Genomic DNA, 20,471 nt, shown 5'->3' on the forward strand with positions numbered 1-20,471 from the left:
CCATGGCGCCGCCGCAAGGCCGGCGGTGCTTCCATCACATACGTGCTGAAACAGGTTCAGCATGACGATCTGAGAAGAGAAGGGTTTGGGAATGCGTGTTTTCTATGATCGCGACGCCGATATCGGGCTCATCAAGGGCAAGAAGGTCGCCATCCTCGGCTATGGCAGCCAGGGCCACGCCCATGCGCAGAACCTGCGCGATTCCGGCGTCGCCGAAGTCGCCATCGCCCTGCGTCCCGGCTCGGCCAGCGCGAAGAAGGCGGAAGGCGCCGGATTCAAGGTGATGGCCAATGCCGACGCGGCGAAGTGGGCGGACGTGCTCATGATCCTCGCGCCGGACGAGCATCAGGCCGCGATCTACGAGAACGACATCAAGGGCAATCTGCGCCCGGGCGCCGCGCTTGCCTTCGCCCATGGCCTCAATGTCCATTTCGGCCTGATCGAGCCTCCGGCGGACATCGACGTCATCATGATCGCACCGAAGGGCCCCGGCCACACCGTGCGCAGCGAATATAAGCGCGGCGGCGGCGTGCCCTGCCTCATCGCTGTGCATCAGGATGCGACCGGCAATGCCCATGACATCGCCCTCTCCTACGCCAGCGGCGTGGGCGGCGGCCGCTCGGGCATCATCGAGACGAACTTCAAGGAAGAGTGCGAGACCGATCTGTTCGGCGAGCAGGCTGTGCTGTGCGGCGGCATCACCCATCTCATCCAGGCCGGTTTCGAGACGCTGGTCGAGGCCGGCTACGCGCCGGAGATGGCCTATTTCGAGTGCCTGCACGAAACCAAGCTGATCGTCGACCTGCTGTATGAGGGCGGCATCGCCAACATGCGCTACTCGATCTCCAACACCGCCGAATATGGCGACATCACCACTGGCCCGCGCATCATCACGGATGAAACGAAGGCCGAGATGAAGCGCGTGCTCGCAGACATCCAGTCCGGCCGGTTCGTCAAAAACTTCGTGCTCGACAACCGCGCCGGCCAGCCGGAGCTCAAGGCCGCGCGCAAGGCCGCTGCCGCGCACCCGATCGAGCAGACCGGTGCGCAGCTGCGCGCCATGATGCCGTGGATCGGCGCCAACAAGCTTGTGGATCAGGAAAAGAACTGATCTTCCGAGTCCGGCCGCGCTTTCGGTGGAAGCCGCCGGTTGACGAGGCCATCGAGGTCCGTGCAGGGGACGCGCCATGCGGCCCCTGCACATCCTCATTCCCTTTCCCGATTTCCACGGCGGCGGGCTCGAAGCCGTCGCGCTGCGCCTCGCCGAACGCTGGCGCGCAAGCGGACACAAAGTCACGATCCTTGTTGGGGCGAGCGACGGACCGATGCGCGGCCGGGTGCCCGCAGGCGTCGATGTGCGCATCCTCGAGCCGGAGCGACCCCGTGCCGCCTTTTCCGGCCTTTCGCTCGGACGTTACTTGGCGGAGCCCGCGCGCGGTCTCTCGCCCGATCTGATCTTCATTCCGGGCAATCATCACCTGCTTGCCCGTCCGCTCCGCGCGGCCCTGCCCGGCACACCGATCGTCGCAAAGATCAGCAATCCCTTGCTGATGCCACCGCTGTCGGATCCGCGCCTCACCTGGCTGGCACGGCCTGCGCTGCGCATCGCGACCTCCGGCATCGACTGGTTCGTGGCGCTTTCGCACGGACTTGCCGAGGAAGCGCGCTTCCAGCTCGGCCATGACCGAGTGAGCACTATCCTCAATCCGAATGTCGACGATGTTCCGCTGACGCATTTCCTCTTCCGCCCGCCCCTCGCCGCATCTGAGACGTTGACGATCGCGCTCGTCGGGCGGCTGGAGCCACAGAAGGATATTCCGCTCGCGCTGCGGACAGTGCAACGCGTCGCCGCCCGGCGCCCCGTGCATCTCCATGTCTATGGCGATGGCGGCGAACGCGCACGGATCGAGGCGCTTATCGCGCGGCTGGGCCTGCAGGAAACGGTCACCCTCGCCGGCTATACGGACAATGTGAAAGGCGCACTGGCCTCCGCGCGCCTTCTGCTCGTCACCTCCCGTTTCGAGGGCGTGCCAGGGGTCGTGCCGGAAGCGACCGCACTCGGCCTTCCCGTGATCACCACGCCCTGCTCCCACTTCGTGCGCGAGTTCCTGAAGAACGAGAGCCTTGGCCGTGTCGTGGAGGAGGGCACGCCGGATGCGCTTGCCGCGGCGATCCTGCGTCAGGCGGCCATTGCCGGCCCGGATGCTGCGCTGGCCGCGCAGGCGCTGGAGCCGCTCCGGCAAAGCACGTCTGCGGGGCACTATCTCGATCTCTTCGAACGGCTTCTCCGGGAGCGGGAAGCATTGTGACAAAGCAATCAAAGGGATGACATCTCGCCGATGCCCTTTATGCTTGACGCATCGCCGTGATGAAAACCGGCAGAAACGAATAGGAGACATGAACCATGCGCCTCATTCACGCCGCCCTCCCCGCCCTGCTGCTCACCGGCATTGCCGGGGCCCTCATCGCGCAGCCCGGCAAGCCGGACCCCGCCGCCATTTCCGGTGGCACCTACAAGGCGGATGCCGGCCACACGCTGGTGAAGTGGGAAGTCGATCATCTCGGCTTCACGCCCTATTTCGGCATCTTTGGCGATGTCACCGGCACGCTGCAATTCGACCCCAAGAATCCCGGCGCCGCCAAGGTCGACGTGACCATTCCCGTCTCCAAGGTGACGACCGCCAGCACTGGCCTCACCGCGCATCTCCTCAAGCCGGCGGAGGGTGGCAAGCCCGCCGACTTCTTCGGCGCCAGCCCGGCCGACGCACGGTTCGTTTCCACCAATGTCGCGGTGGATGGTCAGAGCGCCACCATCACCGGCAACCTGACGCTCAACGGTGTCACCAAGCCCGTCACCCTTGCCGCCAAATTCTATGGCGCGGGCATGGGCATGGGGAACAAGGAGAATGTCGGCTTCACGGCGACCGGCGCCATCAAGCGCAGCGAGTTCGGCATGAAGTTCCTCGTCCCCATGGTGAGCGATGACGTGAAGCTCGAGATCGTCGCTGCCTTCGTGAAGTGATCGCCCCGGAGCGCCGGTCTTCGATGCGGAGACGGCGCTCCGCGGTTCCGAGGCTCCCTATCCGGGCTGCCTGAGCGGACAATCGCCTATCGCGTGGCGCCGGCCGGCCCGTCGATGACCGGGCGACCGCAACCGATCCCGTCGAGAAGTGCGCGGCGCTGTTCGATCTGCTCGCTTCCCCGGAAATAAGGGGAGACGGGATGCACCCCTAGTGTTCCGAACTGCGCCCGGTCCATGATCGCGACGCTGCGCCCGGCGCAAAGCGTGCGAATCTGCGCGCCGCTCAGCATCTGCAGCGCCATCACCGCCGGCCGGGCGAGCCGCCCCTCGTCGAACCGCACGAGGTCGGTCATGTAGTAGCCGCCGCGCATGTCGACCAGCACCACATCGGCATCGCTGTCGCGGATCGCCGCCATCGTGCGCGCATAGCCCCGCAGATAGCGCTCCGTATCCTGCAGGAGCCATGCGCCCGAGACCAGAGCGACGGCACAGGATGCCGCGACCAGCACCATTTGCCGCGCGCCCGCCGGCATCACGGCGCGCCAGCCGAGCCCGGCGAGCAGGCACAGGGCGCCGATCTGCCCGTGCATGTAACGGAAGCCCCAGCCATAGCCCTGATAAAGCGCCAGCCCCATCCCCGCGACCGCGCCAAGGGCGAGCGGCACGGTAATCGGCACGGAACGCCTCAGTCCACGCCAGCGCACGCCGACCAAGGCGAGTCCCGCCAGCGGCAGGAGGAGGGGATTGTTCCACGCAATGAGCCGCGCATTGTTCAGCAGCGGCTGCCAGCTGTCGAGCCGGCCGAACAGGCTCGCGATCTTGTCGGTGATGCCATTGGTGCGATGGACGTCGCTCGGTGGCGGGGCGCCGACCAGATCGACCAGCACCATCGGCCAGAGCCGCGCCCACAGGATCATCATCGCCAGCATCGCCAGCGCATGGAAGGCCGCCGCGTCCCAGCGCCGGTTCGCGGCCATCCACAGGATGAAGGGACCGATGAACAGCAGCGGGAAATGCCACTGGTGAAGCCCTGCCGCCAGCAACGCAACGAGCGCGGCGAGGCCGTGCCCCAGCCTGTCACCGCGCAGGACGAGGGCCAGCCAGACCATGTTGAAGGCGAAATGGCTGGTCATCGCATAAGGTGTCATCGCCGTCGCGATCAGCTGGGTGGAGCTGAGTGCCATCGCCATGGTCACCAGCACCGCGTCCCGGCGCTCGGGCATCAGCTTGCGGGCGATGTGCCAGAGCGCCACGAGGCCCGCGCCGAGGACCGCCGGCGCCGCGAGATCGGCATTGCCAAGCCGGATGAACAGCGCGCGGATGGCGGCATGGACCGGCAGATAGATCGAGGTCCAGTGCGTATCCGCGCCATAAGGGCTGTAGAATTCCGGCATCATCGCGCGGCGGAACGGCAGCCATTCCGGCGGGATCGGCCAGCCGATCCGGCCGTGCGCGATATAAGCGCCAGCCAGCTCGACCATCACTTCGTCACGCGAGGGGCTGTAGCCGTGGAAGACCAGCGAGCGACCCAGCCAGCTCAGCACCACCGCGAGAAAGATGCCGAGCCCGATCGTCCAGCCCGGCAGGGGCGCAGGGCGCCCGGCCGGAGCCGCCCGCAAGTGCCAGGCCCAGCCTGCCATGGCTGCGAGCGCCAGCGCCTGGGCGTCGAGCACCCACATGTCCTGCCGGGCGAAGAAATACTCGGCGAGCCCGCGCGCCCGGCGTCCCTCGATATGCCAGGCCCAGCCGGCATAAGAGAACGCCAGCGCCAGCACCGCGCCGGTCAGCAAAGCGATGGCCAGTGCGCGCGGACGCGCCGCCGAGACTACCTCAGACGAGGGGAACATTGCCGTCCCGCGCCAGCGCCGCGCGCACGAACAGCCCGTCCAGCTCGACGAGCAGCGGGAAATGCCCTTTGTTGTTGACGAACATTGCATTGGGCACGAAACCTGCGTCCGCCAGCAGGGCAATCATGGCCCGGTAGTCCGTCGCGCCCTCATAGAGCGGACGGACCGCGAGCTCCGTCTGCACGCCGCTCATGCGCCCCAGCACCCCGGCCGCGCCGGCCATGACGACCGCATCATGCCCCTGCGTATCCATCTTGAGCAGGATCGCCCCGGCATCGCGAGCGCCCGGCAGGTCCGGCAGGATGGTCTCCAGCCGCGCGCATGGCACGCGCACGCTGCGCGCCACGCGGTTGCGCTCGGCAAAGATCGGTTCGAGCCCCGCATCGGGCGCATTCAGCGAACTGAACTGGTCCGCCGCCATGATGTTGAAGCTGGCTTTCCCGTCCCGGTCGGACAGGGCGATGTTGTGGACATGCCAGCGCGGGTCGCGCCGCGCGGTGTCTTCAAGCGCCGCGAAAACCGTGGGGTTTGGCTCGAAGGAGAGGATCGTCCCGCCGAAGCCCACGTCGCGCCGCAACATCGTCGCATATTGCCCCGCATTGGCGCCGACATCGATCACGCAGTCGATCCCGAAATGCGTGATGAAGCGCCGCAGCGCGACGATCTCGCCATATTGGTGCTGGCGTCCGGCAAGGCCGAGGCGGACCGCGAGCCAGCGATCGCGCAGTTCCCGGCGATATCGCGCGAGGCGGCTCATGCCTGCACCCCCATGCGCGCGCGGAACCGCGCCTGCGCGGTCTGATAGACCATCTCGGTCTGCGCCGCCGCCTGATCCCAGCCCGTCAGCGCAGCGCCATGGGCCCGGGCGGCCTCGCCCGCTTCCCTGCGCCGCCGCGCATCGGTGAGAAGCTGGCGCAGCGCCACGGTGAGCGCCTCGGCATTGCCGGCCGGAAAGCGGGAAGCCACGCCATCGGGCAATTCGCCGAACATGCCCGCATCGCTGGTCACCATCGCCGCGCCATAGCGCAGAGCGGAGAGAAAGGCACCGCTCGAATCGATGGCGCGATAGGGAAAGGCAAGGATGTCGGCCGCCCGCAGATGCGCATCGAGCCGCTGCTCGGTGAGAAAGCCGAGATCGGTAATCAGCCGCTCTCCGAAGCCGCTGCCGTGGATCGCGCCGAGAAAGGCCTCCACCGGCATGAAAGGCTTGCCGGCCAGCGCCAGCTCGAACTCGAGCCCGTCGCGCCAGAGGGTGAGGCAGGCCTGCACCAGCAGGTCGAGGCCCTTGTAGGGCCGGATCGTGCCGAAGAAGAGGATGCGCGGCAGGTCCCGCTTGGGTACGGCCGCGACATCTTCGGGACGCGCCTCGCGCAGCCGCATCGGCGGGTGTGGCACGGTGTGGATGCGCGCGTCGTCATGGCCCTGCGTCAGCAGCGCCTCGCGTGTCGCATCGCCATGCACGATGAGCGCATCGAAGCGCCGGAGCAGCTCGCCATAGCCCCGCGCCTGCACGGCCGCCATGCGATCGCCATGGAAAGGCGTGGCATTGTGCACGGTGTGGACCAGCGCCGTCCGGGGCGCGAGGCGGCGGAGCAGCACGCCATCCGCCGCGGCGAAGGGCAGCCACTGGAAGTGAGCGACATCCCCGTCCAACGCCGCCAGCGATCCGAAGCGCGCATCGAAGGCATAGTCGGCCGCCTTCACCGCCTGCCCGGGCCGCCCTTCCCCCAACACCGGCCGCAGCCGTTCGCCGAGGCGGAAGAAGCGCGGCACATAAGTGTAGCGCCGGGGCACGATCGCGTCCGTCTCGCGCATCGGCCGGCCGAGCAGCGTGACCTCATGACCCCGCGCGGCAAGGCCTTCGCACAGCCCGTCATCATAGCGGGGCGTGAACAGCGACTGGTCGACCATCGCGATTTTCATGTCGGCTGCTCCCGAGGCAGGCCGGCCAGCATCCGCGCATGGACGAAGCCGAGCGCGACGTGAACCGCCGCGTAGAGGATGATGAACGCCATGGCGAAGCTCCAGCCCGTCCGATCCGCCAGAGCGAGCGCAAGCGGCACGCTGAGCAGGCTCGCCAGCAGGAAGAGGAAGGATGGCGGCACCAGCGCGCCGAAGCGGCCAAGGCCATTCTGGAGATAGATCGAAACGCACATCATCGCGAGACCGCAGAGAAGCACGAGGATCGCGCCCAGTTCAATCCATGACGGTATCATCCGGCCGTCGAACAGCAGGTCCGCGAGGCCGCGCCCCGCCGCCAGCAGCACGATGACCGCAGCTGCGGTCATGCCAAGCGAGCGGAGAAGCCAGCGGCGCATCCCGCCGCGCAGCGCCGCCTCGTCACGCGCGAACCACGCACGGGTGAGCCCCGGCAATGCCGTTTCGGTCAATGCGCGAATGGTTGCGGAGAGCGCGCGGGAAAGCTTGAAGGCGAAATCGAACAGCAGCAGCGGGCGCGGATCCTGCGTCGCGGCCGCGATCGTGAAATAAGGCGCGTTATAGGCCGCGACGTCGAACAGCGTCAGTGCCCCTGTCCGGCTGAAATCCGCGAGATAATGCCGGCGGATATGCGCCGCGCCGCGCCCCACGCCAAGCCAGGCGCCGGCCGGCATCCCAAGCGTGCGGTGCACTGTCGAAACGCCGAGCCAGAGCATCAGCAGCGCGATGACGAGCTGGATCAGCACCGAATCGAGGAGCGGTAGTCCACCGAGCGCCGCCAGCAGCAGCGCGATGCCACTCAGGCGCCGGACGAGATCCAGCATTTCCCACCACAGATTGTGATCGAGCGCGGCCAGCGCGCGCCGGGCCAGCACGGCGAGCAGATTGACCGCCGTGATGCCATAGAAGGCCAGGAATAGCACCGGCCGCCCGGTCTCGATGAGGCCGGACGCCATGGCCGCCCCGAGCAGCGCGCCCCCAATCAGCACGATCCCCGTCATCGTCCAGGCCAGCGCGCTGATCTCTTCGTTGCGGAAGTCTCCTTCCCCCGCGACCCGCGCGCGACGCAGCCGGCTGTAGACGATGGAGGAAAGACCAAGCTCGGCCGAGACGGTGAAGTTGGCGAAGGCGACGAGGACCAGGAAGGCGCGGAACTCACCGATCGGCAGCAGCCGCACGAACACGAAGGTGACGACAAAGCCCCACGCCATCGCCAGCGCGACATTGGCGAGCTTGGCGGCCGCCAGCAATCCCGGGCGCCGCTCGAGCCGGCCGGAATGGGCGACGAGGCTGTCGATCACCGCCCCATGTCCATCATTCCGGGCGGGACGCCCGGAACAGCGTGTCGCCCAGGGCCATGCGGCGCACTTGCTGGGGGGCAAGCGACCGCGCATCGATCAGTTCGACGCGGAAGCCCGCCGCGGCGATGCGGTCGGCAAAGTCACGCCCATATTGCCGCACATGGTCCCACTGGCCGAAGCGACGCTCCCGCTCGCGCGGCGACAGATCGTCCGGCCCGTCCTCGCTCGGCTTTTCCCACAGGGGCACCAGCAGCCATGCCTCGCCGGCCGGCTGCAAGGCGCGGAACAGGTTGCGCAGAACCACTTTGTCGTCGGGCACATGCTCCATCACATGGCTGGCATAGATGCGGTCGAACCGGCTCTCGTCGGTCATCGCCATGAGGTCGAGCTGCTGCATGTCCGGCACGTCATAGCGCGCGGGATCGATGTCGGCGGGCACATAGTCACCCGCGCCGGCGGAGAAGCGCTTGACGAGGCTCGCCTCGTTGGGTGCGCAATGAAGGATGGTCGCGCCGGGTGGAATCGTGATGATGCCGGCATCGAGCAAGGCATGCATCAGCCGCTCGCGCGGACTGGCTCCGCAGGCGATGCAACCCCACTCCGCTTCCGCGCCATATCGGAAGAAACCGACGACCTCCCTGCGGCAGGCCGGACAATGCCGGTCGCGCCGCGCGCCCAGCGCCGCGCGGGCGCGCAACGCGGCGCGCGAGATGTGCTTTCCGGCAGCCTTGAGGACGCGCTGGGTCGTGATCATCCGGCCAGCCTATACAGCGAAGAATCGCGAATGCGAGCCTAACCGGCGGTAAAATCAGTCGCGCGATTTCGCGGGTGTCCAGGTCGTGAAAGTCTGGCCGCGCATCGCCATGCGGATGCCCCGGAACGTGGCGACATAAGCGAGCAGCAGGTCCATCAGCGCGGCGAGCGGCCCGCGCCGCGCCATGCTGCCCAGCATCAGGCCCATGATCGCCGCCGCACCAAGCGCGATCGCGGCGAGGGGCTCCAGCCGCCACGCCAGCAACAGTGCCGCCGCACCGCCGATCACCATCCAGGGCAGGCCGAACCAGCGCACGAGCTTGCGCGAGCCATATTTGAAGCGGTCGAGCCGGCTCATCCGCGCCAGCCCGGGGCGCAGATGGCAATGGGTGTGCCAGCTTCGCGCGGCGATCCGGATCTTGCGGCGATACTCGTCCTCCCGACGCGCCACCATCATTTCGCGCGCGAGAACGTCCCGCGCCTTGACGAGCCGCCTGCCCGCGAAGACGACCGCCATGGAGACCGTCAGGTCGTCCAGCACGCTGTCCGGGAAATCCGGGTAAAGATCGCGGCGGATCGAGAAGATGGACCCATCCGCGCCCATCACGTTACCGGTACGCGATTCGAGATCCTTGAGCTTTTCCTCCAGCCGCCAGTAGAGCGCGCCCACGGAAGCCGAGGCGCTGGTGCCCGCGCCCTCGTAGCGCAGCGATCCAAGCACGCCGCCGACCGCCGGATCGGTATAATAAGGCAGCAACTTCTCTATCGCGTCCTCGGCCAGCAGCACATTGGCATCGGTAAAGATGAGGATGTCGCCGCGCGCCATCGCCGCCAGCCGCTTCATGCCATGGGCCTTGCCACTGCGCCCCGGCCCGCGCACGAGCGTGAGCACATCGCGCGCCTGCGCCAGCAGCTCGCCCGTGCCGTCCGACGAGCCATCGTCGAAGGCAAGGATCTCCAGCCCGGGACAACGCGCCTTGAGCGTGCGCAGATTGTCGATCTTGGCAGGCAGCGACGCAGCCTCGTCATAAGCGCAGAACAGCAGCGACGCACTGGGCACTCCCGTTTGTTCCGTCAGCCGGACCGGGCGAGCGGGCAACAGCCGCAAGACGAGCGGATAGAAAACGAACGGCCAGAGCAGCAAGATGGCGGCGAGAAGGATGATGGCCAGCAGGGTCATGTCGAGAAGCGTCATGACCGCCCTCCCCTGTCCGCGCGCTCAGAAGGCATTATCATGCGCCAGCACCCCGAGCGTCGCCACGATGATCCGAAGATCGCGCCAGATCGACCAGTTGGTGACATATTCGAGGTCGGACTGGAGCCGGTTGATGAGATCCTCGTGCCGGTCCGTCGGCCCGCGATGGCCGCGCACCTGCGCCAGCCCGGTCATGCCCGGCTTGATGCAGTGCCGCGCCCAGTAGCGCTCGTCCACTTCCCAGTAGAGGCTCTCGGCGGCCTTGGCGGCGGGCGCATGGGGACGCGGGCCGACAATGCTCATGTCGCCCTTCAGCACGTTGAAGAGCTGCGGCAGCTCGTCGATGCTGCTGCGACGCAGGAAGGCGCCGACCCGTGTCACGCGCGGATCGTCCTTCTCGGTCAGCTTCTCGGCGGACTGGTCCGTGAGCGCCGTGTGCATGGTGCGGAACTTGAGGATCATGAAGGGCCGGGCATCTTTGCCGAGGCGCTGCTGACGGAAGAAGACCGGCCCCGGACCGGACAGCCGGACCGCGACAGCGGCCCCGATGAGGATCGGCCCCAGCAGGATGATGGCGGGCACGCAGATCGCGAGATCCAGCAACCGCTTGAGCAGCCTGTCCCGGAACAGTAGCGGGCCGCCCGCCACCACGATGGTCGGATGGTCATCGAACGCGCTCACTTTCGCCGGCGCGAAGCGGCGCATTTCGGGCACGAGAATCTCGCCCTTGGCGGAGAGCGCCGTCAGCGCCACGCGCCAGTCGGCGATGCGCTCCGGCGGGCAGGCCACGACCACGCGCTCCGCTCCGCCGATGCCTTCGGCGAGTCGCTCGGCCATCCCGGCATCGCGGCGCGCAGGATCAACGCCGATGGCGGTCGCGTCGATGCGGTGCGCCTCGCGCGGCGTCTCGATCTCGACGCCATCGACCAGCAGCACCGTGATATGCGGCACCTCGCCCACCAGCCGGAGGGCGATCCGCTCGATCAGATAGCGCGCGGCATAAAGCCCACCGGCGGAAAGCAGCAGACCCACGAGAAAGGTGAGACGCGACAGCTGCTCGGCGATCTTGCCCAGGAAGATGATGATGAGCGTCAGCATTGCTGCCTGGACCAGGCTCCAGATCGCCTTGACGGCGCTTGCCCGGGGATTGCCGATCATGCGGATGCCGTAGACGCCGCCATTGATGGCAAGGAGCGCATAGACCGGCGCGATCATGGCGAACATGATGAGGCCGTGCGGCTTGCCGGGCTCTCCCCAGAGCGAATGCAGTACCGCAAAATTGGCCAATGCGAACGCCAGCCCCAGCACCACGATGTCGAGGAGAATGCTGAGCATGTAAAGGCGCAGGCGCGCCGACTCCTTGGACGGCGCTGGTTTCGCGGTCATGGCCTCGCGCGCTATGCGCCGGCCGGGGTCAGGTCAATGGGCATGTTCGCGGGCGGCCGGCTCGCTCCGTCTCAGCTCCCGCAGCATATATCCATGAAAAGCCGCTCAAATCGATCAGCGCACTGGCGCATTTGAAATGACACTTCTATGACAGTGGGCAGAAACATGCTGACACCGCCCAATCTTGCCGCAAAACCGATCGAGAGGATTCAGAAAAACCTCCTGGCGGTGCCCGAGCGCAAGCTCCTCAACTGGCTGTGCAGGGTCATGCCTCCATGGGTGACGCCGGACGTTCTGACGTCCCTGGGCGTGGCCGGAGCCGTGGCCACCTTCGTCGGCTATGCCGCGAGCAATCTCGGAGTGGGTTGGCTGTGGCTCGCTATCGTCGGCTATGTGCTGCAGTGGTTCGGGGATTCGATGGACGGGAGCCTTGCCCGTTACCGACGCATAGAGCGGCCCTCTTATGGCTATTTCATCGATCATAGCTGCGACGGCATCGTCACGCTGCTGATCCTGGGCGGCATGGGCTTCAGCCCGTTCGTCCGGGTGGATGTCGCCCTGCTCGCCGTTGCGGGCTACCTGCTGCTCTCGATCCACGCCTATCTTGCCGCTCGTGTCATGGGCGAGTTCAAGCTGTCCTACGGCATCGCGGGCCCGACGGAACTGCGCTTCCTCCTGATCGGCATGACCATCGCGATGATGGTGTCCGGGCCGGAGCGCAACGCCACCGTCACCGGCTTCGATCTCGTTGTTGGCGCGGTGGGCACGATCTTCGTGCTGCTCTTCATTGGGCAGACGCTGTCGGCAGGGCGGCGCCTCGCGCAGGCGGAGCGGCCTCCCCTTCGCTGAATGGGCGTTTGCGTCAGCCCGCCCGGCGCAGGGCCATGTGCGGCGTTGCCGATGCCGGCTGGTCTGGCCACATGCCGCGGGTATCGTAGACCGCCTTGTCGGACCGCTCGTCGAGCGGCACGGACTTGAAGACGTCATGATCCACCAGCGCGACGAAGACACCGCACGTCTCGATGGCATCGTCGATGTCGATGAGCGTGGCACCGGTGCCGTCAAACGTGGCAGGTAGCGCCTGCGCATAAGGCTCCACGAGCCGTATCCGGGCGCCATAACGCTTCGCCAGCCGCTGCGCGACCTCGAGCGCGGGGCTTTCCCGGAAATCGTCGATATTGGGTTTGAACGCGAGGCCGAGGCAGGCGACCTGCGCGCCGGGATGATCGTCAATGAGGCGGCTGGCCTGCTCCACCACATAGTCCGTCTTGGCGAGGTTAACCTCGCGCGCGGTGCGGATGATCCGGCTGTTCGTCGGGTCGCCATGGACGAGGAACCAGGGGTCCACCGCGATGCAATGGCCTCCCACGCCCGGCCCGGGCTGGAGGATGTTCACGCGCGGATGACGATTGGCGAGCCGGATGACTTCCCACACGTCGATGCCCATCGTGTCCGCGATCACGCTCAACTCGTTGGCGAAGGCGATGTTCACGTCCCGATAGCTGTTCTCGACCAGCTTCACCATCTCGGCCGCCCGGGCATTGGTGGTGATGCATTCGCCACGCACAAAGCGACGGTAGAACGTCAGTGCCTTGCGCGCGCAGCGGGGCGTGATGCCGCCGATGCAGCGATCATTGTTGACGAGCTCGATGAGGATGCGGCCCGGCAACACGCGCTCGGGGCAATAAGCGATGGAGATGTCGGGGCCATTGCCCGCTCCGTTTGCTGCCGTCCCCGGCATGCGCAGATCCGGCCGTAACGCCTGCAACGCATCCCGTACCGCCTCGGTGGTACCCACAGGCGAGGTGCTTTCGAGGATCACGACATTGCCCGCTGCCAGCACCGGCGCGATCGTGCGCGCCGCCGCCAGCACGAAGGAGATGTCCGGCGCGTGGTTCTCGCTCACCGGCGTGGGCACCGCGATGACGAACACGTCGGCAGGCTCGATCTCGAGCGAGGCACGCAGCGTGCCGCGCGCAACGACGCCCTGCACCAGTCCGTCGAGATCGACTTCCTCGATGTGGACGCGGCCGCTGTTCACCGTCTCGACCACATGCGGAGTCACGTCGACGCCCAGCACCTTCATGCCCGAGCGGGCGATCAGCGCCGCCGTCGGAAGGCCGATATAGCCAAGGCCGATAACCGCTACTCTGGTGTCATGCTCAATGGGCATCGGCTATGATCCTCGCGATCCGGCTGGCGGCGTGGCCATCGCCGAAGGGGTTGTGCGCGCGCGCCATGGCGCCATAGGCGGCCTTATCGTCGAGAAGCGTGAAGATTTCAGCAACGATCCGGTCGCGGTCCGTGCCCACGAGCTTGGCCGTCCCGGCGCGCACGCCTTCGGGCCGTTCGGTCGTCTCGCGCATCACCAGCACTGGCTTGCCAAGCGACGGTGCTTCCTCCTGCACGCCGCCGCTGTCGGTCAGCACGATCTCGCACGCGTCCAGCAGCCCCACAAAGCCCGGATAATCGAGCGGTTCGATCATCGCGACATTGGTCAGGCCGGCGAGCGCCGCATCCATCACGCGGCGCACATTGGGATTGGGATGGACGGGAAAGACCACCGCCACGTCCTCGCGCGCCGCGACATCGCGGATTGCGCCGGCGATGCTGGCCATCCCGTCGCCGAAATTCTCGCGGCGATGGCTGGTCACGGCAATGATGCGCCGGCCCGCGAAGCGCGCGATGAGGTCCCCGATCCCGGCGGCGAGCGCGGGCATCTCGCGAATGCGCGCCCGCGTGGCGAGCAGCGCGTCGATCACCGTATTGCCGGTCACGTGGATGCTCGCTTCCGCGCGGTTCTCCGCCCGCAACGCATCCGCTGCCGCCTGTGTCGGCGCGAAGTTCATGTCCGCGATGCAGGCGACCACCCGCCGGTTCACTTCCTCCGGCCAGGGGTGATGGATGTCGCCCGAGCGAAGCCCGGCCTCCACATGGCCTACCGGGATCTTGCGATAATATGCGGCAAGGCTCGCGACCATCGTGGTCAGCGTGTCGCCATGGACGAGCACCCGGTCCGGCTTCTCCGCGTCGAAGGTCGCGCCCAGCGCGAGGATCAGCCGGGCGGTGAGATCATCCAGCGTCTGGTTGGCCTGCATGATATCGAGATCGATGTCCGGCACGATGCCGGCGAGGTCCAGCACCTGGTCGAGCAGTGCGCGGTGCTGCGCCGTGACGCAGACCCGCGTCTCGATTCCCGGCAGTGCCTGCAAGGCATGCACGACGGGGAACATCTTGATCGCCTCGGGCCGCGTCCCGAACACGATGATGACTTTCTGCCTGGACACGGGCCCTCATTTCCCCGGGAGACGCTCGTGCTCCCCTTAGTGGCGGAATGTGAAGGGGGCGTAAAGCATCACCGCCGGAGAACTGATCCGGCGGACAGGGAGGGATCAGGCAGCGACGACGGCGTGCCTGCAGTTTCCGCGATGCCCCTGCTCAGCGCGGCCGCATAAGTGCGCCCGACAGGCAATGTCGTTCCATCGGCCAGATGGACGACGCGCCCGCTCGGCCCCGGCCGCATGCCCGACAGATGCGCCATGTTGATGGCATGGCTGCGGTGAATGCGCAGGAAGCCCGCCGGCAGAAGGCTCAATATGGCCTTGAGCGTCATCGTCACCATGATCTGGCGCCCATCGGCCATATGCACGGTGCAATAATCGTCAGCGGCCTTGAGAAAGACGATCTGCGAAGGCGCGAGGATGTGACGACATGCACCATCGCGAAGCGTGACGGCGGGCTCGGTCATGGCGATGGAAAGCCGCCTCTCGATGACCTGAACCGGCCGCAGCACCGTCGCCAAGCCGAGCACGACCGCCGCGCCGGCAGCCGTGAGATAGTAGCCGACATCGAGGAAATTCGGCCCGACCTGCCACGCCCATGCCGCCAGTGCGACCGCCATTGCCGCCAGCGCGATCGCTTTCCTCTCGCCCCGCATCGCGGCCGGCATGGCCAAGGACATTGCGGCGATGAGTGCGATTCCGAACATGGCCAATGCCTGGCGGTCCGGCCCTGAAACGAACAGGCAGGCCGTCAGCATCGCAGCGGCCGTGAGGACCGTTGCGGCGCGGGCGCGCAAAGGCAGGACAAGCCGGCACGCGAGGAGGACCAGAAGCAGCCCCGCGATCGCCGTGAGGCCCGCCAGTACGACGAGGCGCGCGAGCTGCCAGGGATAAGTATAGGGCAGCACCACCTTGCTCACCTCGAGCAGCCCCTGCACGACCACCACCGCGAGGATAGCCATGGGCAGCAGGGCCGGCTTGCCGATCCGGCCGGCGATCAGCAGTGCGCAGAGCAGCAGCAGGACGCCCAGAGGCAGCGCGAGAGTGGCCAGCGTCGGGAGATAATGCCGCAGCGTATAGGCGTCGGCATCGAGCGGCGGACCAATGGCGAGCCGGTGGATCGGCTGAGCGACCGGCAGCCAGAGATGATGCGCGGACAATGTGATCGTCACGCGGTTCTCGCCGGCGCGGACGAGGGACGGCGGAACAGGCGCGCTGAAACTGAAACGCCCCGGCACTTCCGATGCCCGGTCGGGACCGGGCACGCCGTTGCGGCCGATCGGCACCCCATTCCAGCGAATCTCCACGCTTGCCATCGCATCGATATCCACCGCCAACGGCTCATGGATGGAATCGGGCGGAACGGTGACAATCGCGGAAAGCGTCGTGCGCGGCATATCCAGAGCAAGCTGCTCCGGCATCACCCGCCGACAGAGCGACGGCCGCGCAGCATCGCACTGCGTCCAGCGCACCGCAGGGGCCGCCCCCGTCGGTTCCGCGAGGCACAGCATCAGCAGCAAGAGTATGCGAAACGCCGTCATCCCGCCGCGCTATCATGAATGCGCAGGTCGTTCACCGACTCGTTCCGGCGTTCACCGATTGGCGCTTATGCGGTCCCGGAGCGCACGATAGGCCGTGCCGCCAACCAATCCCTGGGAGCCTGCCTGCCAATGTCGTCATTCCGCTCTGCCGCCCTGCTTCTGTCCGCCTCCACGCTGATACTGGCTGCTCCCGTTATGGCGGCTGAAACCTGGATCCTCCGGACCGACCTCTGGGGCAATCCCGCCTTTTCAACGCTCACCCTGGAGAGGCATGAGAACCGGGTGACCGGCGATCTGGACGGCGACCGGATCGAAGGGCGCTCGGCAGGCAATGAGCTGACGCTGACCGGCACGGACGGTCGGGGCCGCGTTTCGAGCTATCGGATGCGGCTGCGCGGGACGGACCTGAGCGGCATGGCCGACATGCCCGACACCAATGACCCCGCCGCCCGCGCCGCGCACGCGATCACCGGCTGGCGTGTTCCGGAGCGCAGCGGCGGCCCGCGAACCATCGACTTCACGCCGACCGACTATTCCAACAGCTGGAATGCCGACCGAAAGCCGGTGGTCGTCGTCTGGCCCGGCGACACGATCCATACGACGACGATCGATTCCGGCGGCGTCGACGAGCATGGCAAGACCCGCGCGCTGTTCGGCAATCCGCAGACCGGACCATTCTTCGTCGCCGGCGCAAGGCCGGGCGATACGCTGGTCGTGCATATCCGCAAGCTGGCGCTCAACCGCGACTGGGCCGACAGTCTCGATGCGTTGGTCGGGCGCGCGCTCGGCACATCGCTGGTCCCGGAAGCGGCCGCGCTCGGCAGGCCGGTCAAATGGCTGCTCGATCGTGAGGCCGGCCGCGCGCGTCCCGAAAAGGCGCAGGGGGCGCTTGCCGGCTACTCGGTGCCGGTGAGGCCGATGCTGGGCGGACTGGGAGTCGCGCCGGGGTTCGGGATGCCCGCCATCTCCACCGGCGATACCGGCCGCTTTGGCGGCAACATGGATTTCAACGAGGTCGTGGAAGGCAACACCGTCTACCTGCCCGTCCAGCAACCCGGCGCGCTGCTTTACTTCGGGGATGCCCACGCGCTCCAGGGCGATGGCGAGACGACGCAATATGCGCTCGAGACCTCCATGGACGTGACCGTGACGGTCGGCCTCATCCCCGGACGCAGCGTATCGGCGCCGCGAGTCGAGTCTCCGGACGAGATCATGGTGCTGGGCCAGGCCGGCACGCTGGACGAAGCGCTCAAGGTCTCCAGCACCGGCATGATCCAATGGCTGCGGGACGACTATGGCCTGACGCTGTCGCAAGTGGCGCAGGTGCTCGGCACGGCGATGCGCTACAATGTCGCCAATCTGGCGGGGCGAAACGTCGGCGTTGCCGCCAGGCTGGACAAGGCGCTGCTGCCACCGAAGCGGTGATTTTCCCGCCCCGCCGCGCGCATTGTCTTTTCCTCGCGAAGGAGGCTTGACGATAACTCTATATAGGTAGAGTTATCGCATATGACTCGAACCCGCACACTCTCGCCCCATGCTCGCATGGTGCTGGCCGTCCTTCTCGAGGCCCGGGGCAAATGGTCCCATGGCTACGAGCTGGCGCGGCTTGCCAGCGTCAAGTCCGGCACGCTCTACCCCCTCCTGATCCGGCTCGAAGCGCAGGGCCATCTGGAAGCGGAATGGCAGCAACCGGCCGAGGGAGGGCGGCCGCCGCGACATGCCTATCGGCTGACCGCCAGCGGTGTGCAGCTTGCACACGCTAATCCGCCCGTCGGGACCGTGCCTTCTGCAGCCGGACGGCGCGAGGCGACGACATGAGCGGAGGCGTGCGGCGCGGCCTTGCCGATCTCTCCTGTCGGGCCTTGCAAGCCATGCTCCCGCCTTCGCTCCGGTCATGGGGCTGGGCCGTGCGCTGCGAGACCGCCGAGATCCCTGACGACACCGAAGCGCTTCTGTTCGCGCTGGGCAGCCTGTTCGGGCTCATGCCCCGCGCGCTTGCCACGCATCTTCTTCATCGCCGCGCCTCGCTGACTCGCGATGGCGGTCTTCTCTCTGGAGGCTCGATCACCATGAACGCCCACCCTCGCCGCCTCGGGATCACATGCGCGATCGGCGCCGTCATCCTTGGCCTTGTCTACATGGCGATTGCCGGGGCGCCGGCGCGCTATCTCGCGATCAACGTCGGCGCTCTCGTGATCGGCCTGGCGGTTCTGGCGACGCTCGGCCGCAATCGGATCGCGGGGCAAAGATGGGCCGGCGGGACGATCGCCGCGATGGCCGGCGTGCTGCTGGCGACCGCTCTGCTCGGTAATACGGCGGATGGAGCGGCACGCTGGGTCAAGCTGGGCGGATTGTCCATCCAGCCAAGCCTGGTCCTGCTTCCCCTGACGCTTGTCCTGTTCGCGCGAACCCGCGACGCGCTCGCGACGGCGGGCCTCATCGCCGCCGCTGTTGCCATGGCACTTCAGCCAGACCGGGCCATGGCCGGCATGCTGGCGGCGAGCCTTGCCGTCCTCGCCATGATGCGCTCCGACCGGCATGTCGTCGCGGCACTGGGTGCGAGCGTGACCGGCTTTGCCATGACGCTGGCTCGTGCCGACACGTTGCCGGCGGTCCCCTATGTCGACCAGATCCTCTACACGTCTTTCGACGTCCATGCTGCAGCCGGAGCGGCGGTGCTGGGGGGCTGCGCTCTGCTCCTCGTCCCGGCGATCACAGGCTGGACCCGCGATCGGGCGAGGCGCGAGATCTACGCCGTCTTCGGCGCCGTCTGGTTCACCGCGATCCTCGCGGCCGCGCTGGGCAATTACCCGACGCCGATAGTCGGCTATGGCGGCAGTGCCATCATCGGCTATGCGCTCAGCCTCCTGGCGCTGCCGAAGCGGGCCGATGCCGAGCTTGGCGCAGGGGCCAGAGCCGGCAATGAAGCGGATGCCATCGCGGCCGACCGGCCAATGTTCCTCGCGCCAGCCTGATCGGCAATCAGCTCATCCCGCCACCAGCGCCGCGTCTCGCAGGCCACGCCAGACGCGGGCTGCCTGCACGCTCTCCTGCACGTCATGCACACGCACGATCTGTGCGCCCGCGCTGATCGCGGTCAGGGCAAGCGCCACCGATCCGCCGAGCCGCTGGTCGACCGGCGCGCCATCCGTCAACGCGCCGACGATCCGCTTGCGGCTCGCGCCGAACAGGATCGGGACTCCAAGCCCATGATACATCGGGAGATTATTGATGATCCGGGTGTCATCCTGCAGCGCCTTGCCGAAGCCGATGCCCGGATCGACGATGATCCGCTCCCGCTGCACGCCCGCGGCGAGACAGACGGCGATCCGCGCTTCCAGCCAATCGAAAACCGCCAGATCGGCCGCCCCGTCCACCACCGCGTCGGCTTTGTAGCGGACGGCGCCGCCATGCGGGTCCTCCCCGGCGGAAGGGGTGTGCATGAGGATCACCGGGCAACCCGCTGCGGCGACCACCTCCAGCGCGCGGGGGTCATGCGTCAGGCCCGTCACGTCATTGACGATTCCCGCCCCGGCGGCCAGCGCAGCTTCCATCACGCTGGCCTTGCGCGTGTCGATCGACACCACGATGCCGCTTCTTGCCAGCCTTTGTATGACCGGAACTGTCCGCTCGATCTCGTCGCCTTCCCAGACCGGCGCAGCGCCCGGCCGCGTCGATTCCCCGCCCACATCGATGATCGAGGCCCCGGCAAGCTGCATCGCGAAGCCGGCATCGGCCGCCCGCTCCGGCGCGTCGACATGCTTTCCCCCGTCCGAGAAACTGTCCGGCGTCATGTTGAGGATGCCCATGACCTGCGGCGTGTCGAAGCGCACGATCCGCTCGCCCAGAGTCAGAGGCGCCCGCGACGCTGTGAGGCCCGCCATCAGCCCATCGATGCGCTCGGCCTGCCGGTCGGAAAGCCCTGCCTGCCAGCGGTCGAGCAACCCCAACGGCACTTGCGCCTTGCCGCTCGCGTCCGTGCCGTCGATCCAGCGGACCTCGACTGCCTGGAACCAGATGAGCCCGCCGGCCAGACGCCGAACATCACTTTCCGCCAGCCCCACAGGGGTGTCGGCGAACCAGATCGGGCGGAGATAGAGTGTCGCGTCGGGCGGCGGCAAATCTGCTGGCAAGGTCATGCCGTTCTCGTAACGGAAGCGATCCCCTGAGGGAACATGGCTTCGCTGCCCCGGCATCGCGCCTTCCA

Annotated in this window: 18 protein-coding genes; 7 read left to right on the plus strand and 11 right to left on the minus strand. The window is 67.2% G+C overall.

From position 1 onward, the window contains the following. Nucleotides 1–91: 91 nt before the first annotated feature. The 3 genes from ilvC to HNP60_RS10005 all read left to right on the plus strand — a co-directional run bounded on the left by ilvC (nt 92) and on the right by HNP60_RS10005 (nt 3,022). Entirely contained in the window at nt 92–1,111 is a 1,020-nt protein-coding gene (gene ilvC, locus HNP60_RS09995) for a ketol-acid reductoisomerase (RefSeq protein WP_184153168.1), read from the plus strand. Between the two features lie 76 nt (nt 1,112–1,187). Beyond that, nucleotides 1,188–2,309 carry a glycosyltransferase gene (locus tag HNP60_RS10000; RefSeq protein ID WP_184153171.1) on the plus strand — a complete coding sequence of 374 codons (1,122 nt, stop codon included), beginning with the start codon at nt 1,188–1,190 and terminating at the stop codon, nt 2,307–2,309. Between the two features lie 95 nt (nt 2,310–2,404). Continuing rightward, nucleotides 2,405–3,022, plus strand: a complete 618-nt coding sequence (locus tag HNP60_RS10005) for a YceI family protein (RefSeq protein ID WP_184048722.1) — start codon at nt 2,405–2,407, stop codon at nt 3,020–3,022. Between the two features lie 86 nt (nt 3,023–3,108). On the opposite strand, the gene HNP60_RS10010 is transcribed toward HNP60_RS10005, so the two are convergent. From HNP60_RS10010 to HNP60_RS10040, 7 genes are read right to left on the minus strand one after another with little or no spacing between them, the layout of a single operon-like run. Further along, entirely contained in the window at nt 3,109–4,869 is a 1,761-nt protein-coding gene (locus HNP60_RS10010) for an MFS transporter (RefSeq protein WP_184153174.1), read from the minus strand. Next, entirely contained in the window at nt 4,853–5,626 is a 774-nt protein-coding gene (locus HNP60_RS10015) for an FkbM family methyltransferase (protein ID WP_184153178.1), read from the minus strand. The genes HNP60_RS10010 and HNP60_RS10015 overlap by 17 nt, the downstream gene beginning before the upstream one ends. Then, the gene (locus tag HNP60_RS10020; RefSeq protein WP_184153180.1) at nt 5,623–6,792 is read right to left on the minus strand and encodes a glycosyltransferase family 4 protein; all 1,170 of its coding nucleotides are present in this window, start codon (nt 6,790–6,792) and stop codon (nt 5,623–5,625) included. The genes HNP60_RS10015 and HNP60_RS10020 overlap by 4 nt, the downstream gene beginning before the upstream one ends. Then, nucleotides 6,789–8,108 carry a hypothetical protein gene (locus HNP60_RS10025; protein WP_184153183.1) on the minus strand — a complete coding sequence of 440 codons (1,320 nt, stop codon included), beginning with the start codon at nt 8,106–8,108 and terminating at the stop codon, nt 6,789–6,791. The genes HNP60_RS10020 and HNP60_RS10025 overlap by 4 nt, the downstream gene beginning before the upstream one ends. Before the next feature lie 13 nt (nt 8,109–8,121). Beyond that, nucleotides 8,122–8,862 carry a class I SAM-dependent methyltransferase gene (locus tag HNP60_RS10030; RefSeq protein ID WP_184153186.1) on the minus strand — a complete coding sequence of 247 codons (741 nt, stop codon included), beginning with the start codon at nt 8,860–8,862 and terminating at the stop codon, nt 8,122–8,124. 54 nt (nt 8,863–8,916) lie between these two features. Further along, entirely contained in the window at nt 8,917–10,056 is a 1,140-nt protein-coding gene (locus HNP60_RS10035; RefSeq protein ID WP_184153189.1) for a glycosyltransferase, read from the minus strand. Between the two features lie 24 nt (nt 10,057–10,080). Continuing rightward, nucleotides 10,081–11,442, minus strand: a complete 1,362-nt coding sequence (locus tag HNP60_RS10040) for an exopolysaccharide biosynthesis polyprenyl glycosylphosphotransferase (RefSeq protein WP_184153209.1) — start codon at nt 11,440–11,442, stop codon at nt 10,081–10,083. A 165-nt stretch (nt 11,443–11,607) separates the two neighbouring features. On the opposite strand from HNP60_RS10040, the gene HNP60_RS10045 reads away from it, so the two are divergent. Beyond that, nucleotides 11,608–12,291, plus strand: coding sequence for a CDP-alcohol phosphatidyltransferase family protein (locus tag HNP60_RS10045; protein WP_184153211.1), 684 nt, complete (start codon nt 11,608–11,610; stop codon nt 12,289–12,291). Nucleotides 12,292–12,304: 13 nt separating this feature from the next. Here the strand turns inward: HNP60_RS10045 and wecC are convergent, their stop codons facing one another. The 3 genes from wecC to HNP60_RS10060 form a co-directional block, all read right to left on the minus strand. Next, nucleotides 12,305–13,615: a UDP-N-acetyl-D-mannosamine dehydrogenase gene (gene wecC / locus HNP60_RS10050; protein ID WP_184153214.1), complete on the minus strand. Its 1,311-nt coding sequence runs from the start codon at nt 13,613–13,615 to the stop codon at nt 12,305–12,307. Then, a complete protein-coding gene (gene wecB, locus HNP60_RS10055; RefSeq protein WP_184153216.1) occupies nt 13,605–14,729 on the minus strand; it encodes a non-hydrolyzing UDP-N-acetylglucosamine 2-epimerase in 1,125 nt (374 codons plus the stop codon). The genes wecC and wecB overlap by 11 nt, the downstream gene beginning before the upstream one ends. Before the next feature lie 68 nt (nt 14,730–14,797). Then, nucleotides 14,798–16,264, minus strand: a complete 1,467-nt coding sequence (locus HNP60_RS10060) for a LytTR family DNA-binding domain-containing protein (protein ID WP_184153219.1) — start codon at nt 16,262–16,264, stop codon at nt 14,798–14,800. 195 nt (nt 16,265–16,459) lie between these two features. On the opposite strand from HNP60_RS10060, the gene HNP60_RS10065 reads away from it, so the two are divergent. From HNP60_RS10065 to HNP60_RS10075, 3 genes are all read left to right on the plus strand, one after another. Then, on the plus strand, nt 16,460–17,689 hold the full coding sequence (locus HNP60_RS10065) for an acetamidase/formamidase family protein (RefSeq protein WP_184153222.1): 1,230 nt from the start codon (nt 16,460–16,462) through the stop codon (nt 17,687–17,689). Nucleotides 17,690–17,770: 81 nt separating this feature from the next. Further along, complete coding sequence (locus tag HNP60_RS10070) at nt 17,771–18,082, plus strand: PadR family transcriptional regulator (RefSeq protein ID WP_184153224.1); 312 nt, start codon at nt 17,771–17,773, stop codon at nt 18,080–18,082. Continuing rightward, entirely contained in the window at nt 18,079–19,239 is a 1,161-nt protein-coding gene (locus HNP60_RS10075; protein ID WP_260394834.1) for a putative peptidoglycan glycosyltransferase FtsW/RodA, read from the plus strand. Before HNP60_RS10070 ends, HNP60_RS10075 begins: the two co-directional genes overlap by 4 nt. A gap of 12 nt (nt 19,240–19,251) precedes the next feature. On the opposite strand, the gene folP is transcribed toward HNP60_RS10075, so the two are convergent. Continuing rightward, complete coding sequence (gene folP / locus HNP60_RS10080) at nt 19,252–20,403, minus strand: dihydropteroate synthase (protein ID WP_184157001.1); 1,152 nt, start codon at nt 20,401–20,403, stop codon at nt 19,252–19,254. Nucleotides 20,404–20,471: the final 68 nt, after the last annotated feature.

Origin of the sequence: Sphingobium lignivorans (assembly GCF_014203955.1) — a bacterium.
Taxonomy (GTDB): Bacteria; Pseudomonadota; Alphaproteobacteria; order Sphingomonadales; family Sphingomonadaceae; genus Sphingobium; species Sphingobium lignivorans.

Bases quoted from the DNA above. Each gene is read 5' to 3' on its own strand.
- ilvC (WP_184153168.1), top strand. From the start codon at position 92: ATGCGTGTTTTCTATGATCGCGACGCCGATATCGGGCTCATCAAGGGC.
- HNP60_RS10000 (WP_184153171.1), top strand. From the start codon at position 1,188: ATGCGGCCCCTGCACATCCTCATTCCCTTTCCCGATTTCCACGGCGGC.
- HNP60_RS10005 (WP_184048722.1), top strand. From the start codon at position 2,405: ATGCGCCTCATTCACGCCGCCCTCCCCGCCCTGCTGCTCACCGGCATT.
- HNP60_RS10010 (WP_184153174.1), bottom strand. From the start codon at position 4,869: ATGTTCCCCTCGTCTGAGGTAGTCTCGGCGGCGCGTCCGCGCGCACTG.
- HNP60_RS10015 (WP_184153178.1), bottom strand. From the start codon at position 5,626: ATGAGCCGCCTCGCGCGATATCGCCGGGAACTGCGCGATCGCTGGCTC.
- HNP60_RS10020 (WP_184153180.1), bottom strand. From the start codon at position 6,792: ATGAAAATCGCGATGGTCGACCAGTCGCTGTTCACGCCCCGCTATGAT.
- HNP60_RS10030 (WP_184153186.1), bottom strand. From the start codon at position 8,862: ATGATCACGACCCAGCGCGTCCTCAAGGCTGCCGGAAAGCACATCTCG.
- HNP60_RS10035 (WP_184153189.1), bottom strand. From the start codon at position 10,056: ATGACGCTTCTCGACATGACCCTGCTGGCCATCATCCTTCTCGCCGCC.
- HNP60_RS10040 (WP_184153209.1), bottom strand. From the start codon at position 11,442: ATGACCGCGAAACCAGCGCCGTCCAAGGAGTCGGCGCGCCTGCGCCTT.
- HNP60_RS10045 (WP_184153211.1), top strand. From the start codon at position 11,608: ATGCTGACACCGCCCAATCTTGCCGCAAAACCGATCGAGAGGATTCAG.
- wecC (WP_184153214.1), bottom strand. From the start codon at position 13,615: ATGCCCATTGAGCATGACACCAGAGTAGCGGTTATCGGCCTTGGCTAT.
- HNP60_RS10060 (WP_184153219.1), bottom strand. From the start codon at position 16,264: ATGACGGCGTTTCGCATACTCTTGCTGCTGATGCTGTGCCTCGCGGAA.
- HNP60_RS10065 (WP_184153222.1), top strand. From the start codon at position 16,460: ATGGCGGCTGAAACCTGGATCCTCCGGACCGACCTCTGGGGCAATCCC.
- HNP60_RS10070 (WP_184153224.1), top strand. From the start codon at position 17,771: ATGACTCGAACCCGCACACTCTCGCCCCATGCTCGCATGGTGCTGGCC.
- HNP60_RS10075 (WP_260394834.1), top strand. From the start codon at position 18,079: ATGAGCGGAGGCGTGCGGCGCGGCCTTGCCGATCTCTCCTGTCGGGCC.
- folP (WP_184157001.1), bottom strand. From the start codon at position 20,403: ATGACCTTGCCAGCAGATTTGCCGCCGCCCGACGCGACACTCTATCTC.